The organism is Brevibacillus nitrificans (assembly GCF_003710965.1).
Taxonomy (GTDB): domain Bacteria; phylum Bacillota; class Bacilli; order Brevibacillales; family Brevibacillaceae; genus Brevibacillus; species Brevibacillus centrosporus.
On the sequence record NZ_RHHU01000012.1, the window covers coordinates 19,027 to 35,459 of the forward strand.

Sequence of the window (16,433 nt, forward strand, 5' to 3'; positions counted from 1 at the left end):
TTCTGTGAATAGTATTGACGTTTTTGTAACCATTGGTTATATTATAACCAATGGTTAGTAACCGGTGGTTATAATTTGGAGCAACAACCCGACAAGGAGTGTCTCAAGATATGGGTAGCCGACAGGAAATGCGTTCAGAGGAGACCAAAAACGCCATTATAAAGGCAGCAGGTGAGCTGTTTTCTCAAAAGGGATTTGAGGCAGTATCGATCCGGGAAATTGCCAAAGCGGCAGGGTGCTCCCACACAACTCTGTACATTTACTTCGCCGATAAGGAAGCGCTGCTTCACCAGCTCTCCATTGGACCTTTGAAGGCTTTACAGGAGCAGATGGAAGCGGCATTGTCTGATTCATCCCTCAGTCCTGAAGGGCGGCTCAAAAGAGTCAGTTTGCAGTTTATTGCGTTTTGCTTGCTTCACCGGACGATGCATACCTTGTTTTTCATGGTAAAGGCATCACGCGTTGATGTTGCGGCAGAGCCGACGGAGGAGCTGCAGATACAGCGGACGCGGCTGTTTGAAGTTCTGAGGAGGGCACTTCTCGCGTGTCTGCCTGAGCATGATCAGCAGGATGAAAATCTCGCGTTTGCCCGTATTTATACCTATACCCTGCAAGGGATTATCGGGACGTATACACACTCTGAGGAAACGGTTGAGCAGTTGCTCGAACGTCTGACGCCGACGTTTGAGCTGTCTTTAGAGGTATTGCTGGAAGGCTGTAAACAAGTATTACGCAGAGGAGAGGGTAGAGGATGAGAGTCGAACAAATCTCGCGTCACATTTATAGCCTGCATACGTGGATGGTAATTCCCTTGCGTGTTTGGGTAGTAGTGGAGGAGGATGGTGTGACACTGATTGATGCTGGAGTATCGTTTATGGCAAAAGGTATCCTATCTTTTATCGATCGATTGCATGCAGGGCCGCTCAAGCGTATTCTCCTGACGCACGGGCACTCCGATCACGTAGGGGCAGTCAAACGGATAAGGGAAAACACCCCAGTTCCCGTGTATGCGCATTCCATCGAAATACCGTATCTGGAGGGCAAGCAGGCGTACCCGCGCCGAAAGAGACCAGAAGTCACCGTGACGCCAGGAGTCGTGCAGCCACTTGCTGTAGATGAATGCGGGGAGCTTGAAGTTGTCGCCGGCCTAAAGCCTTATCTCACTCCAGGACACTCGCCAGGGCATGTGATTTACTATCACGAGGAAGATCAAGTGGTGCTGGCAGGCGATTTGTTTACTTCAAAGGCTGGGAAGCTTCACAGACCGATGCCAATGTTTACAGCAGATATGGCACAAGCTTTGAAAAGCAGTGTCATCCTGCGAGAGCTGCAGCCCGTGCATTTGGAGGTATGTCACGGCAAGCCTGTCAAAAGGCCAGCAGAGCATCTGGATGAATATTTGCAGGCGACTGCCCAGGCGCATTCCCTGCCAGGCAGTGTATGGCACTAGAAAATCTTTTTGCGGAAGACCAGACGAGCCGGGTGAAACGTCCCGGCTTTTTTTGCGTCCTTTTAAGTGAGGTGATTGCATGAAGATGGATGGAAAGATCATTCGTTATTGCCTAGCGGCGACCTTATTGCTGACAGGTTGTCAATTTTGGCAGACCAATCAGGCAGCCCCCAAGCAGCTGCCTCAGCCCCCTGCCCCCTCGATTACGTGGATGGGGAAAACGGCTGTTACTGTTCCCACTTCCTCTTGCTGGCATTATGAAAGTCAAGGAGTTTGCAAGGATACTGCCGCCCCTCCCGAAATCATCGGAGAAATGAAGCCACGACCGCTCTCTGTCAAACCGGGAGCCACCCTCACTGTCACATTTCCGCAAGCTCCTCTCGAAGAAACACTGCGGGTCACCCAATGGATCGGAACAGAACAGATCGAGCAGCCGCTGGAGAACGGGAACGAATGGAAAGCTCCTGAAGTGCCAGGCTGGTACATGTTTGATGTTCGAGGAGAATGGGATCAAGGAGATGCTGGACATGCCTTCGTAATTGAAGTGCGCAGCCAGCAGCTTTGACGAGCGCGCTCCTCAGCGGACGATGCCCTCCTTTTTTGGTATACTGTCAAAAGGGAACACCTAAAGGAGAGACAACATGCAAGAAGAATTACTACGATTTATCGCGGACGAAGAGGATGCTGGTCGCACCGTACGGGACGTTTTGCAAAAGCGTTACGGGGTATCCCGCCGCCTGCTGATTCGGGCCAAGTTCAAAGGTCTGATCACGCGCAATGGACAGCTGGTCTTCGTCAATGAAAAGCTGCAGGCAGGTGACGAGATCGCGGTGATGGTCACCGAGGATGCAGAAGAAACCGTGCCTCCTGAAGATATGCCGCTTTCGATTCGGTATGAAGATGAGGATTTGATGATCATCGCTAAGCCAGCAGGTCTGGTGGTGCATCCTACAGGAAACCATGCGAGTGGCACATTGGCTAATGGAGTCATTGCCTACTGGCAAAAGCGGGGAGAGCATCGGCGGTTTCGTGCCGTCAACCGTTTGGATAAAGATACATCAGGCCTTTTGATCGTTGCAAAAAATCAGTGGGCGCATGAGCAGTTCAGCCGACTGCAGCAAGAGCGTTCGCTGCACCGCATCTACCAGGCGATCGCGGAAGGGGTAGTTGAGGCCGATTCCGGGACGATCGATGCGCCGATCGGACTTGCAGAGGATTCCTTCATCACCAGGCAGGTTCGTGCTGACGGACAAACCGCGATCACCCATTATCGCGTGCTTGCACGAGGACAGGGGATGAGCCATCTGGAGTTGAAGCTCGATACGGGGCGAACGCACCAGATCCGGGTGCATATGAGCAGTCTCGGGCATCCTCTGGCAGGAGACGACCTGTACGGAGGGAGCCGAGAGCAGATTGGCAGACAAGCTTTGCATGCCTGTCAGCTTTCCTTTGTTCATCCGCGCAGCGGTGTCCCGATGGTGTGGACGGAGCCGTTGCCGCAAGACATGAGCGAGCTGGCTGGAAAGCTGTTCGGAAAACGAGAGTGAAGGGAATGCACATCGGCATTTTCCTCTAGAAAAGTGTAAGCGGTTTCGATATGATAAAAGCAAATGATTGATTTCCAAACAGTGGAAACAATCGGACGACAGCTGGCTGTCTGTGGAGATTTGTCCAAAAGACGTTTTCTCTTTAGCAGATAGAGCCCAGCTTGCGCCTGATGCATGTTTCGGAACGTTTGACAGCGGGGAGCCCCCACATTTGTCATGCAACCGAATCGGCTTGGGGGTGAGCTGGGCTTTTTCCTGTTTTCCGATGGTTTCACTTGAGCCTACGAAGGGGGAAATGAGGATGGCCTTTTATCATTGCATGGGGGAAGTGCCGAAAAAAAGGCATACGACGTATTACAAGCCAAACGGCGAGCTATATCGCGAGCAGGTCATGGGAACGAAAGGATTTTCCGGTATTCAATCGATCCTGTATCATCACAACCCTCCTACCCAGGTACGTTCCACCAGCAAATTTGCGGATTGGAAGCCCGAATTCGTGCCGCAGCATGAACTCAGGCATCAGCACTTCAAAACATTTGATTTGCGTCCTGGAGGAGATCCGATCACGGGCCGCTGCTATTTGCTGGGAAATGACGATGTGCTCATGGGGGTATGTGTGCCAACGGAGCCGATGAATTACTTCTATCGCAATGCAGACGGTGATGAGGTCCTTTTTGTCCACGAGGGCGAAGGAGAGCTGCAGACGACTTTTGGCACGCTGCCTTATTGGCCCGGAGATTATCTGGTGATCCCCATTGGCACGACATACCGCCTTGTTCCTTCGGCGCCGAGCCGTTTTTTGGTCATCGAGTCGCAAAATGAAATCGTCCCGCCGAAGCGTTACCGCAATGAGCACGGGCAGCTGCTGGAGCACTCCCCCTATTGCGAGCGGGACATTCGTGTGCCGGAGAGGTTAGAGACACATGTCGAGAGTGGCGAATTTGAAGTGCGCGTCAAAAAGCAATCGGCTGTATACAGCTACTTTTTTGATTTCCATCCCTTTGACGTCGTAGGCTGGGATGGGTTTTTGTATCCGTATGCGCTCAGCATTCACGATTTTGAACCGATTACCGGGCGCATTCATCAGCCGCCGCCTGTGCATCAGACGTTTGCCGGGCAAAATTTCGTGATTTGCTCATTTGTGCCACGCCTCTACGACTATCATCCCCAGTCGATCCCTGCGCCGTATTTCCACAGCAACGTAGAAAGCGACGAGGTGCTATACTACGTAAAAGGGAACTTTATGAGCAGAAAGGGTGTTTTCGAAGGCTCGATTACGCTTCATCCGATGGGGATTCCGCATGGCCCTCATCCAGGCAAGATCGAAGGAAGCATCGGCAAAAAGGAAACGACGGAGCTGGCCGTCATGCTCGATACCTTCCATCCACTGCAGGTGACGCGCCAGGCATTGTCCGTAGAGGATGGGGGGTATATGGAGAGCTGGCTCCCACCAAAAGAGTGAGAAAGCGAGGCTACGGAATGGAATTATCAATGGCGGAACTTGCTAGGCAAGCAAAATACAAGCTGCTGACAGGCTGCGTAATCCCAAGGCCGATTGCCTGGGTGACCTCCATGGACGGAGCCGGTCTAGTGAACGTAGCGCCGTTCAGCTACTTTAATGTAGCGAGTGTTGAACCGATGATGCTATCCGTTGCCGTCATGCGCAAGCCGGACGGAATGCGCAAAGACACCGCACGAAACATTGCGGAGGGCGGCGAGTTTGTTGTGAATATGGTGGATGTGCACAATGTAGATGCTATGAACCAAACCTCTGCGGAGTATCCGCCAGAGGAAAGTGAGGTAGCAGCACTAGGTCTTGAACTGTTGCCTTCTGCTTCTGTGAGGGTACCGCGTCTAGGTGCATCCCGCATTCATTTTGAGTGCAAGCTGAATCAAATCGTGGAGCTGGGAAGTCCTACGGTATCGGATCTCATTATCGGAGAGGTCCTGCATGTGCAGGTAGACGACGAGCTGTACCACAACGGTCGGATTGATGCCAGAGCGTTTGCTCCTGTGAGCAGGCTGGCAGGGCAAGGCTACGCGACATTGGGTGAAGTGTTTGAGCATCCACGGCCCATCTACGAAAAGAAAGGGAATGCAACCAAATAGGAAGAGCAAAAGACCGCCTACCATTTCAAAGCGGTCTTTTGCTTGGAGAGCTCGGTTATTTCGGAACGAGACCCGGATATTGGGAAACCGCATCCGGCCTGATCCAGCGGTCGTATTCACCGGAAGTGCTGGCATTGACGGGCGGGCCGTACGGGGTGACGTTTGGCTCCTGGCCAAAGGGATGCACGACGCTTTGCTGGTAGTAAAAATGTCGATCGCTCTGAATGAAGCTGCGTTCTTCGGCAGTGTTCCCAGCGCACCCGGCCAGTAAGAAAAAAGCTGCGAACCAGATAAATGGCATGACGGATCACCTCTTCCTGTAGCGTAAACGGGATACGCCTATTTCATGCAGAACACAGCAGATCTCCGTCCCGGGTCGGAGGACAAATCCCTCTATGGGCCATTTTGCGATAGATGGCCGTGGGGTATCCTGTAGATACAAAGCAAAGCGGAAGCTGGCAGAGAGGAAGGATTAAGATGATGGAAAGACGTTTATATCGTTCGCAGCAAGACAAACGACTGTTCGGGGTTTGTGGGGGGATTGCCCATTTTCTGCGATTGGATTCGACGCTCGTGCGGGTGGGGGTCGTCATTTTAACCGTTTGTACGGGGATCCCGATCCTGATCTATTTGCTGTTGGCAATGATCATGCCGAAAGAGCCTAGATGGTCTTACGTGGGGGATGGGTTTGACGGATTTGAACGCCCTTATCCGAGCCAATCGCGAATGAACGATCTGGATTCGGAAATCGATCGCCTGGAGAAGCGTGCGCTTGTGCAAGAGGTCCATAGACTTCGCACTGAATTGGGGAAATACAAAAGCATCTAAAAGGACAAAGAGACCTCCGCGGGGCAAGTGGGGGTCTCTTTTAGCATCTTGCTGGGGATGTCGTGAAAAAAAGGCCCGTCTACTGCCTTGGGCCATGGAAACATATGGGATCGGCCGCATAACATGTAAGGTGGATAATGTACATAGGGAGGGAAAAGCAGTGTATCTCGGCGTGTTCGACTTGAACCAGCGTTTGGAGCAAACCAAGAAAGTCCTGAGGGAAAAGCAGCACTTGAAAAAGCTGATCGAAGAAGACATTCAGGAATTGGAAAAAGACATTCAAGACCTGGAAGCAATGACAGGCGATAAGAAGCTCGCAACAAGTGTACAAGGGTAAAACCATGAGGATGGGTGGAAACAAATAGAAAGTGGCTGCTGCATGGGAATGCGGCAAGCCACTTTTTTTAACGTTTAGGAATGGATAAGCGTTTACGTTTAAGAATTTCGGAGCGCATGGAGAAGTGCCTCAGCGTCCGCTTCTGGCATTGCTTCGGTAAAACTTTCCGCTAAAACGCTTGTCGCTCCTCCTTGAACAGGCCACGATAGAGGTTTTCTTATCGGGATGCGATGGATGTATCAATCAGCTTTTCCACAATGGCGGGGAGCACCTGGATGGCGGCACTATCGGTTCCATATGTTTGGCTCTCGGCATAGGTCCCTTCCATCAAAAGGCGAAGGGTATAGGCAAGCTCAGCTGGATGAGCAGCCCCCAGCGCTTCCGCCATCTCCAGAAACGCATCGTGAATCTTCTTCTGCTGCGTGGTAACGAGCTCCCGAACTGGATGCGCGGTATCAGGAAATTCAACGGCAACATTGAGAAAGCAGCAGCCCCGATAATCGGTGCAGGAGGCTTTGGCAGCTAGGTCGCGAAAAAACTGGATCAACTGCTCACGGGGCTGGTCAGGATGCTTGGACAAGCTGAGGCTCCACTCTGTCCAAAACGCCTCCTGCTTGCGGCTGATGTAAGCTTTGATCAGGTCGGTTTTGGAGGAAAACTGCCGATACACACTCATCTTGTTGATCCCGGCCCGCTCGACCACGGCGTCCACACTGACAGCGTGTATGCCTTCCTGATAAAACAGCTCCTCGGCAGCGTTCAGGATGATTTCCTGCGCCTGCTCCCGCGGGATTCGCGTTCGTTTCCCAGTGGTCATGATGCTAGGACTTCCAGACATCGGCCACGATTTCATAGGAGCGCAGGCGGTCTGCATGATCAAACATGGACGTCGTGATCATCAGCTCGTCAGCCTGTGTGGCGTTCAGGAGGGACTGCAGCTCCTCTTTGATTTTGTCCGGGCTGCCGATGATGGAGGAACGAAGCTGGGACTGAACGGACAGCTTTTCAAACTCTGTCCACAGGTCGTCCATGCTGTCTACCGGAGGCTGAATGGGCTTGAGATCCCCACGGATAATATTCAGGAACGCCTGGAAATGAGAGGTAGCGAGTCGCTCCGCTCGTTCATCTGTGTCGGCAGCCATGACGTTGACCCCGACCATCGCATACGGCTCCTGGAGTACCTCAGACGGACGGAAGCTGTGACGATAGGTTTGCAGAGCGGGCAGCGTGTAATTGGGTGAAAAGTGTCCGGCAAAAGCGAACGGCAATCCGAGCAGGCCGGCAAGACGGGCGCTGAAATCGCTGGAGCCGAGCAGCCAGATCGGGATGCTCAGCCCTTCCCCAGGAACGGCGTGTACACCCGCAGGCGTATGACCGAGGCTTGGATCGAAATAAGCGCGCAGCTCTTGCAGAAGTTCAGGAAAGTCCTCGCCGTTTCGCAAGTCGCGGCGCAGAGCACGTGCTGTGCGCTGATCCGCTCCTGGTGCTCTTCCCAGTCCGAGATCAATGCGCCCAGGATACAGGGATTCCAAAGTGCCGAACTGCTCTGCGATAGCCAGAGGTGCGTGATTCGGAAGCATGATCCCGCCAGAACCTACGCGCAGTGTCGTAGTACCTCCCGCGATATGACCGATCAAAACAGACGTGGCGGAGCTGGCTACGCTCGGCATGGAATGATGCTCGGCCAGCCAAAAGCGATGGTACCCCCATTTCTCCACATGCTGAGCTAGGTCTAGGCTTTTCTTGTATGACTCGGTAGCGTTGCTGCCCTCTACGATTGGAGACAAATCCAATACCGACAGGGGAATATTGCGAAGCTGCTTGGGTGATGCTTGGCTGTCCTTAGCAGATGAAGACATGTATGAAAAACCTCCTTTGAAGGTTTGTTACTGATCAGTAACAAATGTACTTGCATCATACGAACCTGCCAGTCAACTGTCAAGTTTCCGATGTTCGATTCAGCACATCGGAGAACCGCAGGCAAAAGAAAAAAGCCCTGTAATGGGCTTTTTTCTGTAGTCATGTCCTTATTGTTTAGTCAAAATGACAGGTCCATCCGCTGTAATGGCGATGGTGTGCTCATATTGTGCAGAGAGCTGTCCGTCCCGTGTGCGAGCTGTCCAGCCATCCGCATCGATCTTGGCGTGATACGTACCGATGTTGAGCATAGGCTCGATGGTGATGACCATGCCTTCCTTCAGTCGCTGTCCGCGTCCTGGAGGTCCGAAATGCGGAACGTACGGCTCTTCGTGCATATCTTTACCGATGCCATGTCCGGTAAAGTCACGCACGACAGAGTAGCCGTTTGCTTGGGCAAAAGTCTGGATCGCGTGGGAAATGTCCCCGATCCGATTGCCGACCACGGCTTGCTCGATCCCTAAGTACAGCGACTTTTCCGTTACTTCCAGCAATTTTTTCGCTTCTGGTGAAACGGTACCGACTTCATACGACCACGCTGAATCAGCCAGCCAGCCGTCTTTGCGAACAACCATGTCGATTGTTACGATATCTCCGTTTTGAAGGGGATCCTTTTTAGGGAAACCGTGGCAAATCACGTCGTTGACAGAGCCACAGGTCGCATACGGATAACCGGAATACCCTTTTTGCTCAGGAGTAGCTCCGTTTTTGGCCAAGAACTCTTCTACAAATTGATCAATGTCCCAGGTAGAAATGCCAGGACGAATCATCTTCGCAATTTCCCGATGGCAAGCGGCCAAAATTTTCCCTGCGGCGCGCATCAGTTCAATTTCTTCTGGTGTCTTGAGGATAATCATCGACTCTCTCCTTGTCCCCGCTTTTGATACTACTGCGTACATATATAGTGTAGACCCATTTGAGGCTAATTGCCACCGTGAAAACTGCGTGGTAGGATGAGGAAGAACTAATCACCCGGGAGGTAGGTAGCATGGACAAGTTTCAGGAACATCTGGCGAACTACCAGATACATGTAAAAGAAGACGCGGAAAAGCGCGTCCAATTCATCCGCGAACAGATTGATGGACCGGGTCTGGGTGGCGCAGTCGTAGGAATTTCCGGCGGGATTGACAGTGCCGTGACAGCTGCTCTTTGCGTACAAGCATTGGGTAAGGATCGGGTAATCGGGGTGTGGCTGCCAGCTTACTCCCAGGATGTCCATGCGGAAGATGCTCAACGCCTGGCAGATGCGATCGGTCTAAACCTGGTGACGGTAGATGTCGGAGCGGCATTTGATGCGATCGTTCCTGCGATCGAAGGCGTGCTTCCACTGGATGCCAAGACAAAAGGAAATACGAAGGCACGTCTTCGCATGACCGTTCTTTACGCGATTGCGAACCAAAAAGGGTACCTCGTTGTGGATACCTGCAACCGCAGCGAAGTTTACGTAGGCTATATGACGAAAGGCGGAGATGGACTGGCGGATATTAATCCGGTCGCCAGCCTGACGAAGCATGAGGTTCGGATCCTGGCAGCTGAGCTGGGTGTACCGACATCGATCATTACGAAAGCTCCGTCCGCTGACTTGTGGGAAGGTCAAACAGACGAACAGGAAATGGGCTTTACCTATGAAGACTTGGATCGTTTGCTCATTACTGGCGAGACCAGACCGGAAGCAAAAGAGCGCATCGAGTACCTCCATCGCATTTCCGAGCACAAGCGCAACCTGATGCCGGAAATTTAATGGATGGCAGTCTGAGCCAATAGTTGATTCTTGGGCAAATTTGTACGATAATAGAGGTTATGCATAGATCTTTTTCGAGAAAGAGGTGGAACAGATGTCGACGACAGAATTGATGCTGAGAACAAGTCTGGAAGGACGAGTGAAGCGTACGTTGCAAACGTACTTCCGTCGCCCCAACTTCGTGTTGATCAGTGAAAGCCTGGGTGCGAACGGCCTGTCCCCAGAGCAAGTGGAACTAACGCTGGAGCTCTTGAAGCAAGATATGACCGTTGCCGAAATCATGGAGCAACTGCGGGATAAAGGCTACTTTGCATAAGCGTGTAAACAAAATAAAAAGACCGGTCTGATCTACTCAGAACCGGTCTTTTTTTATGCAAATGCGTTGCGTGCGGCATCTCCTACGAGGTACTGCGAGAGACGGAGCGACGCATTTTTTTGCGGCGATATAACTGGAGGGCAGCGTAAACGAGAAAATAGCTGGCGATTGCTACAACAAAGCCCATCACGGCGCTCCCTGTAAAATAGGCGAGGCCTTTTTCCTTCATCCAGAGCAGCCATTTTTCCCATGGAGGCATCGGACCGTGAGCGAGATGCTCATTCATAGGCTTGCCGACGATTGCGTACCCAAGATTGTAATTGAGTACCATAAAAACTGGGAGGACTAGCTTGCCGATAACAAACGCAATCAATCCAGCTGGCAAACTGGCGCGAAAAATTTTAATCAGTGGAAACAGAAGTAAAAACGCCAAACCAAAAGTTGGCAAGGTAATGAATTCGACGAAAATACCTACGGAAAAACCGCGGGCGACAAATGAAGGAGCACCCTTCATACGAATCAGCTTGTAGTACTCAAACTTTAGTTTGCGGTAGATTTTTTTCCACATCCGGCCTGTCCCTCGTTTATCCCGTTTCTCTTTCTCTACGCTTTATTATACCGAATCGACATTTGGAAAGCCACGGCGCCTGTCTATAGATTCGCCATTTTTCTACAAAAAGTTTATTTTTACTCAACAAGAAGGTGAGCCTCAATAATGACGGCTTGTTTTATTTTAGTGATCTAGGTAACCGTACAACGCCAGAGGAATAAAGTCAACCGGGCTGATTTGAGAACGCAGCTATCTTTTGGCATAATGGAGAATAGGGCGGACAAGCCAGAAAAGTGGTGAGGCAAAATGGAAGAAATGATGTCGTCTTTTGGCGGATATATTACGCAATACGGTTACGGAGCTTTGTTTGGTCTATTTTTTCTGGGGATTCTGGGAATGCCGCTGCCAGAAGAAACGCTGCTCGTTTTTTCCGGGTTTCTCGTCTCTACGGGTAAATTAGATTATTGGCCTACCTTTCTCGTGTGCTTTCTCGGCTCCGTGACGGCAATGACGGCTGCTTACTGGATTGGCCGTACGCTTGGATACACCTTTATTGAACGCTATGGAAAGCGATTTGGCTTGGGGTACACTGTCTACAAGAGGACAGAGGATTGGTTCAATCGCGTTGGAAAATGGGCGCTGCCTGTCGGATACTTCATTCCTGGAGTCAGACAGTTTACAGCGTATTTTGCCGGCATCACCCGATTGCCGTTTCCCACCTTCATGCTTTACACGTATCTGGGAGGCCTCTTTTGGAGTCTTCTGTTTGTCACGTTAGGCTGGCAGCTCGGGGAGCGCTGGGATGAAATGTTTGACCTGATTTCCCGCAACCTCGCTATCGTATGCTTGGGGCTATTGGCGATCGTCGCGATTTGGTCCTATGTACGCCATCGAGTCAGCGTGGCAAGAAAACCAAAACGGGAGGAATCACAATGAATGAAGAAGACCGCAAAGAAGATCACAAAGTAGAAGAAGACGCAGCAGCAAACTTGCCTGCCGTGCGACAGACACAAGAGCTGATTCCGGTCGTGCTGCCGGAAAAGCATCAACGTTTTTACGATAAACTGCGGGAAAAGATAGAAGGCTTCATCAAAGATAAAGGCGTCAACGAAACGGTTGCCAGCTATATTCTGCTAGCTCCTGACCTGTTCGTGCTGATGGCAAGACTGATGCTCGACAAGCGAGTGAGCGTCCAATCCAAAGCGATCGCGGGTGTTGCTGTCGCTTACTTTATTACTCCTATCGATTTTATCCCGGAAGTGTTGGTTGGAGGCTTCGGGCTTCTCGATGACGTGATTCTGGCTGTTTACGCCTTGCGGAAAATTCTCGTGGATGTCGATGAAGTCGTCGTCCGGGAGCATTGGAACGGCCAAGAGGATGTGCTTAGCGTGATCACCAAGGTGGTCAAGTCAGCCGATGATTTGGTCGGCAAAAAGATCGTGAAAAAGCTGGAAGAGACCTTGTTCCGAAAAAAATAGGCTGGGATGGGAGAAAAGATGAAATATTTGGCGGAGTATCTGGAAGGAGAGCGGGTAGTGGGATTTTGCCTGGTCAAATCAAAAGAAGCGGGAGTAGCCAGCAACCAGAGTGAATATCTCAATCTGGAGCTGGGTGACCGTTCCGGCTCGATTATGGCCAAGCTGTGGGATGTCAGCCCGGAGATCAAGGACGCGATTGCGGTCAAGGGGATCGTCAAGATTGACGCCACTGTGCAAAGCTACCGGGGAAAGAAGCAGTTGGTTATTCAACGGATCAGGCCAGCATCCACATCGGACGAAGTCGAGATGGAGTCCTTGATCCCGATTTCGCCGGTCCCTGTCGATGAGCTGTGGGAAAAGCTGCAGAAGACAGTGGATGGCCTGCAAAGCAAAATACTGCAAGCGATTATTCGCGAGGCTTTGGCTGACGAAGAGATTCACGGCCGTCTGCGTCAATTCCCAGCAGGTGTCCGGATGCATCATAACTACTACCACGGTTTGCTCGAACATATTGTTTCTCTGCTGACGGCAGCGGAGAGACTGTTGCCGCTTTATCCTCAGGTGGACCGGGATGTGCTGTATGCGACCTGCATCATGCATGACATCGGCAAATTGTACGAGCTGTCTGATCCGATTGCCCCCGACTATACAACACCCGGGCAGTTGATTGGGCACTTGGTCATGGGGGTAGAGATCGTGAGCGGGATATGCCGCAAGCTCGATATTCCACTGGGGGACGCGGAGGTGCTGCACTTGAAGCATTGCATCCTCAGCCATCATGGAGAGGTGGAAAACGGCTGGGGCAGTGCGGTTTCCGGCAAGACGCCTACCGCTGTACTGTTCCACTACCTCGACCAGATCGACAGCAAAATGAATGCCTTGGGGCAAACCTTGGCGGATGCGGGTGAAGAAGAGTGGGCCTATGCCGGAGTGCTCAGAAGAAAAGTGTGGCGCGGTTACTAAAGATGTCCTTTTGTCGTCTGTAAAGCATACAGGCGACTATTTTTTTGTTCCGAAAGAAACGTTTTTCCTTTTGTTACCGTCTTTAGTAGGAGCTACTGAAAGAGGAGGAATCGATGTTGAGAAACTGGAACAAAGCAGCGTTTTTGTTGGTAGCGGCCAGCTTGTTGTCTTCACCGGCGACATGGATCGAGCCATCTATTGCCCATGCGAGCATCAATAAGAGTGAGGTGGAAATCATTCCGCTGCCAGCCGATCTCGTGCAGGTACTCAAGGATCTGAAGGAGGACTTTGTCCCGGCGCTGGGAAATCTTCATACGGACGCGTTTACGAAGGAAGGCTCAGAATATCGAGTGAAGCTGTCGGATAAGAAGAGCAAGATCACTTCTGGCGTATCCCTTGACCTTACTGCGGATGAAAACGGAAATATCTTAGCCCTTGAGCTGAAAGACCCAGATCGTGATAAGACGAAACATTTCGATAAAAAAGCTGTTTATCAAAAAGCGGTCAGCTTTATCCGGGAGCAGGTTGGGGTGGACATCGCGGTCTCTACTGCCGGATATCTAGTGACACAAAGGGGGACAGCAACGGATCAGCTCATGGTCGTTCCCTTTTACCAGACACAAAGTGACGTGCCATTGAGCAAGAAGATGGGTGAAGTGATGCTCGACGCAGATGGTCAAGTCGTTATGTTCATTCAAAAGAAGCAGAAGCTTCCTGCAGGGACAGAAGCAGCCGACCCGAAAAAAGCAGTGGCAGCTGATCAGGCGATGAAGGAGTGGGAGGAAGCTCTCACCATGGAACTCGTCTACGATCAGGAAATCGGCAAGCTTGTGTACGTAGCAGGAAATGAGCCGAAGATCGATAGTCTGACAGGCAAAATCGCTCCAGATGTGTATGTCGAAGCAAAAGAAGAGCGGCAGATCAAAGGAGTGGCAACAAAGGACGTATGGAAAGATCAAAAAAGCATGGAAAAAATGCTCGGTGAGGGCCTTCATCTGACGCTCAACCGTTTGAGATACGACTTCGTAAATGAAAACGACAAGAGGGCCGACGTCTCTGTTCATGAGTGGAAAGCAGTCGCCAATGAGAGTGTGAAGATCACTTTGGATCGGAAAACAAGGACACCACTCCGAATCGAAGTAGAGGGTCAAGCCGAAAAAGAACTAGAAACCCCTCTGACAGCGGAAGAAGGCAGAAAAGCCGCACAGCAATTTGTGGAGAAGTATTTGCACGCCAAAGAACAAGCATTTGTACTGAAGACGACAAGTCTGGCCGAGCATTTGCCTGCGTGGGTCGATCAGGACAAAGGAAGACTGCAGACGAAGTACCGCTACGATTTCTATCCCGAGGTGAACGGAATACCCGTAAAATCTGCTGCCTACACCATTGAGGTGGATGCCAAAAAGGGAAAAGTGGTCTTTGCACAAGTGAACGATGCAGTGGCGCTGCCGCCAAGTCAGGTAAGCAAGCAAGGACTGATTGGCGAGAAGAGTGCGAAAGAAGCTTTTCTGAAGCAAGTCAAGCTGCGCTCGTATTACTGGTACGCAAAAGCAGCCAATCAGACAGCTGAGCTTCCGCAGCTCGTCTATGCGGCGACGGAAGACAGCCTGTCTCATGCGGTCGATGCACACAACGGCGATCTTGTAGACAGCTGGCTTGCGTGGGAAGAATAGAAGGGAGAAGTCTGGCCTGGCTGATGACTGCGCCAGGCTTTTCTGTGTAGGAAAAAGCTATTAATTATCGGAATAGAGAAACACTTTGAACGAGGTAGGATTTTTTTTCTTTTTGTAGAATATCTCTTTGATTCCCATTTGATTGGCAAACAATGCCGGTCACGAGAAGGAGAAAGTTCATGAAACGGCCAACCTATACCCTACCAAGTATTGTAAAAAAGGTATTCCGGTCCGGTGAGCGCTCCCTCCCCCGAACAGAAGTCTGCTCCCGGATGGAAGGAAACGAGCTGAATGCTTTTTTAAACCTAGACAGTGCAGCGCTGCTTGACAAAGTGCTGGAGCAGGAGCAGTCACCCGTACGGGTTGGGAGCTCAGAAGCGATTGTGGAATTGACCTACCAGCCTCACCAGCTGTACGATCTGGCGTACCGTTTTTTGCGTGAAACCCTCACGCCTAAGAAAATGGATCAGATTGTGGCGGAGCTTCGTCGTCAAACCCAATTTGGCTGGAATCAGATTCAACGGCTATTGCAGCTGGAGAAGGATCCTCGCTTTGTGCAGTACCAAGGCGACCCTCGCTGGTTTCTGGCAGAGTGGACACTGAGCAACGATCGAGTATTCGCTTTTTGCCGTGACAACGGTATCACACAGGTGACCACTCGCTCCCTCGTTCATTTTCTCGAACAGGAAGTGGGAATTGCGGCAGAGGCAGCCTTCTTGCCGGTACTGGATGATCGCTTCCGGATCGACGGTGAGAGGCTGTACATCATTGTTCGCAGTGAAGAGCCATATGAAGATGAGTCGGCGGTCATGGAAATTGCTGTTACCGCCGCTTCCGAAACGATAGCGAAGGCCGAGGAAGAAGCAGAAGAAGACTTGACCGAATCGGGACAAACCGTGCAGCTTTTGGAAGAACATCACGAAACAACGAACCCTAAGGAGGAAAAGACAATGACTACCATTACTGAACAAAACGTATTGAAAGAGGTTCAAGAACTGATGCAGAAGGCGATCACCCTTTTGGAATCCCGTCAGGAAGAAATGGCACAGGAAGTTGTCAATCATTTTCAACAAAGCAATATGCAAGCTATAGAAGTGCTGATGAAAGAGAAACATAAACATGAGCAGATCGTACTCGGCATCGAACAGGTGCTGGCTACAAGTGAACAACAATGAGTAAGCTTGAGGCTACGATCCGGTTGGAGCAGAGGTTTGCCTTGCTACGCGAAGTCATCGCGAGTTATCGGATTCGGCTTCAAGAAATGGAGCAGGAAGTGGTGCAGCTTTTTTCCACCAACCAGCTCTCTGCTATTTCTGCATGCATGGGCGAGAAGCAGCGCATCGTCAGGCTGATGAACCGTCTGGAGCAGTTTATCCACCAGTGGGAAAACAACAGCGATGTGGGTATCGTTCATGAAACCAAACGAGAACCCTTGAACACATGAAGAATAATGCGGTAAAATAGGGGGATTGTGCAGGATTCCCCGCGCATGCCGCGTGGGATGGAAAGGAGATCCAAACCCTC

21 protein-coding genes are annotated in these 16,433 nt (G+C 51.2%); 16 read left to right on the plus strand and 5 right to left on the minus strand.

Translation table 11 applies throughout. The features are described 5' to 3' along the window. The first annotated feature begins 110 nt into the window (after positions 1–110). The 6 genes from EDM59_RS19980 to EDM59_RS20005 all read left to right on the plus strand — a co-directional run bounded on the left by EDM59_RS19980 (position 111) and on the right by EDM59_RS20005 (position 5,106). On the plus strand, positions 111–755 hold the full coding sequence (locus tag EDM59_RS19980) for a TetR/AcrR family transcriptional regulator (protein WP_122925239.1): 645 nt from the start codon (positions 111–113) through the stop codon (positions 753–755). After that, positions 752–1,450 carry an MBL fold metallo-hydrolase gene (locus EDM59_RS19985; protein WP_122925240.1) on the plus strand — a complete coding sequence of 233 codons (699 nt, stop codon included), beginning with the start codon at positions 752–754 and terminating at the stop codon, positions 1,448–1,450. Before EDM59_RS19980 ends, EDM59_RS19985 begins: the two co-directional genes overlap by 4 nt. A 79-nt stretch (positions 1,451–1,529) precedes the next feature. Further along, positions 1,530–2,015: a hypothetical protein gene (locus tag EDM59_RS19990; RefSeq protein WP_122925241.1), complete on the plus strand. Its 486-nt coding sequence runs from the start codon at positions 1,530–1,532 to the stop codon at positions 2,013–2,015. 76 nt (positions 2,016–2,091) lie between these two features. Continuing rightward, on the plus strand, positions 2,092–2,997 hold the full coding sequence (locus EDM59_RS19995; protein WP_122925242.1) for an RluA family pseudouridine synthase: 906 nt from the start codon (positions 2,092–2,094) through the stop codon (positions 2,995–2,997). A gap of 301 nt (positions 2,998–3,298) precedes the next feature. Next, a complete protein-coding gene (locus EDM59_RS20000; RefSeq protein ID WP_122925243.1) occupies positions 3,299–4,459 on the plus strand; it encodes a homogentisate 1,2-dioxygenase in 1,161 nt (386 codons plus the stop codon). Positions 4,460–4,476: 17 nt separating this feature from the next. Next, positions 4,477–5,106, plus strand: a complete 630-nt coding sequence (locus tag EDM59_RS20005) for a flavin reductase family protein (RefSeq protein WP_122925403.1) — start codon at positions 4,477–4,479, stop codon at positions 5,104–5,106. A 55-nt stretch (positions 5,107–5,161) separates the two neighbouring features. Here the strand turns inward: EDM59_RS20005 and EDM59_RS20010 are convergent, their stop codons facing one another. Beyond that, positions 5,162–5,407: a hypothetical protein gene (locus EDM59_RS20010; RefSeq protein WP_122925244.1), complete on the minus strand. Its 246-nt coding sequence runs from the start codon at positions 5,405–5,407 to the stop codon at positions 5,162–5,164. Positions 5,408–5,583: 176 nt separating this feature from the next. Between EDM59_RS20010 and EDM59_RS20015 the strand changes: the two genes are divergently transcribed. Next, positions 5,584–5,934 carry a PspC domain-containing protein gene (locus EDM59_RS20015; RefSeq protein ID WP_183192969.1) on the plus strand — a complete coding sequence of 117 codons (351 nt, stop codon included), beginning with the start codon at positions 5,584–5,586 and terminating at the stop codon, positions 5,932–5,934. Between the two features lie 160 nt (positions 5,935–6,094). Next, positions 6,095–6,271 (plus strand): hypothetical protein, encoded by a 177-nt coding sequence (locus EDM59_RS31140; protein WP_183192970.1) that lies wholly within the window; start codon positions 6,095–6,097, stop codon positions 6,269–6,271. Between the two features lie 217 nt (positions 6,272–6,488). Here EDM59_RS31140 and EDM59_RS20020 read toward each other — a convergent pair whose 3' ends face one another. From EDM59_RS20020 to map, 3 genes are all read right to left on the minus strand, one after another. Further along, positions 6,489–7,088, minus strand: a complete 600-nt coding sequence (locus EDM59_RS20020; protein WP_122925245.1) for a TetR/AcrR family transcriptional regulator — start codon at positions 7,086–7,088, stop codon at positions 6,489–6,491. A gap of 4 nt (positions 7,089–7,092) precedes the next feature. Continuing rightward, positions 7,093–8,130: an LLM class flavin-dependent oxidoreductase gene (locus tag EDM59_RS20025; protein ID WP_122925246.1), complete on the minus strand. Its 1,038-nt coding sequence runs from the start codon at positions 8,128–8,130 to the stop codon at positions 7,093–7,095. A 168-nt stretch (positions 8,131–8,298) separates the two neighbouring features. Next, positions 8,299–9,045 (minus strand): type I methionyl aminopeptidase, encoded by a 747-nt coding sequence (gene map / locus EDM59_RS20030; RefSeq protein WP_122925247.1) that lies wholly within the window; start codon positions 9,043–9,045, stop codon positions 8,299–8,301. A 131-nt stretch (positions 9,046–9,176) separates the two neighbouring features. On the opposite strand from map, the gene nadE reads away from it, so the two are divergent. Both nadE and EDM59_RS20040 read left to right on the plus strand, forming a co-directional pair. Next, entirely contained in the window at positions 9,177–9,929 is a 753-nt protein-coding gene (nadE, locus tag EDM59_RS20035) for an NAD(+) synthase (RefSeq protein WP_122925248.1), read from the plus strand. Positions 9,930–10,023: 94 nt separating this feature from the next. Continuing rightward, positions 10,024–10,245, plus strand: a complete 222-nt coding sequence (locus EDM59_RS20040; protein WP_092267545.1) for a hypothetical protein — start codon at positions 10,024–10,026, stop codon at positions 10,243–10,245. A gap of 82 nt (positions 10,246–10,327) precedes the next feature. Here the strand turns inward: EDM59_RS20040 and EDM59_RS20045 are convergent, their stop codons facing one another. Further along, the gene (locus EDM59_RS20045; RefSeq protein WP_122925249.1) at positions 10,328–10,813 is read right to left on the minus strand and encodes a DUF2062 domain-containing protein; all 486 of its coding nucleotides are present in this window, start codon (positions 10,811–10,813) and stop codon (positions 10,328–10,330) included. 288 nt (positions 10,814–11,101) lie between these two features. Between EDM59_RS20045 and EDM59_RS20050 the strand changes: the two genes are divergently transcribed. The 6 genes from EDM59_RS20050 (at position 11,102) to EDM59_RS20075 (ending at position 16,353) form a co-directional block, all read left to right on the plus strand. Further along, positions 11,102–11,731, plus strand: coding sequence for a DedA family protein (locus EDM59_RS20050; RefSeq protein ID WP_092267547.1), 630 nt, complete (start codon positions 11,102–11,104; stop codon positions 11,729–11,731). Further along, on the plus strand, positions 11,728–12,273 hold the full coding sequence (locus EDM59_RS20055; protein ID WP_122925250.1) for a YkvA family protein: 546 nt from the start codon (positions 11,728–11,730) through the stop codon (positions 12,271–12,273). The genes EDM59_RS20050 and EDM59_RS20055 overlap by 4 nt, the downstream gene beginning before the upstream one ends. A gap of 18 nt (positions 12,274–12,291) precedes the next feature. Further along, entirely contained in the window at positions 12,292–13,236 is a 945-nt protein-coding gene (locus EDM59_RS20060; protein WP_122925405.1) for a 3'-5' exoribonuclease YhaM family protein, read from the plus strand. A gap of 113 nt (positions 13,237–13,349) precedes the next feature. Beyond that, positions 13,350–14,909 (plus strand): YcdB/YcdC domain-containing protein, encoded by a 1,560-nt coding sequence (locus EDM59_RS20065; protein ID WP_122925251.1) that lies wholly within the window; start codon positions 13,350–13,352, stop codon positions 14,907–14,909. Between the two features lie 179 nt (positions 14,910–15,088). After that, positions 15,089–16,084, plus strand: a complete 996-nt coding sequence (locus EDM59_RS20070; RefSeq protein ID WP_122925252.1) for a hypothetical protein — start codon at positions 15,089–15,091, stop codon at positions 16,082–16,084. Continuing rightward, positions 16,081–16,353, plus strand: coding sequence for a hypothetical protein (locus EDM59_RS20075; protein ID WP_122925253.1), 273 nt, complete (start codon positions 16,081–16,083; stop codon positions 16,351–16,353). The genes EDM59_RS20070 and EDM59_RS20075 overlap by 4 nt, the downstream gene beginning before the upstream one ends. The last annotated feature ends 80 nt before the right edge of the window (positions 16,354–16,433 follow it).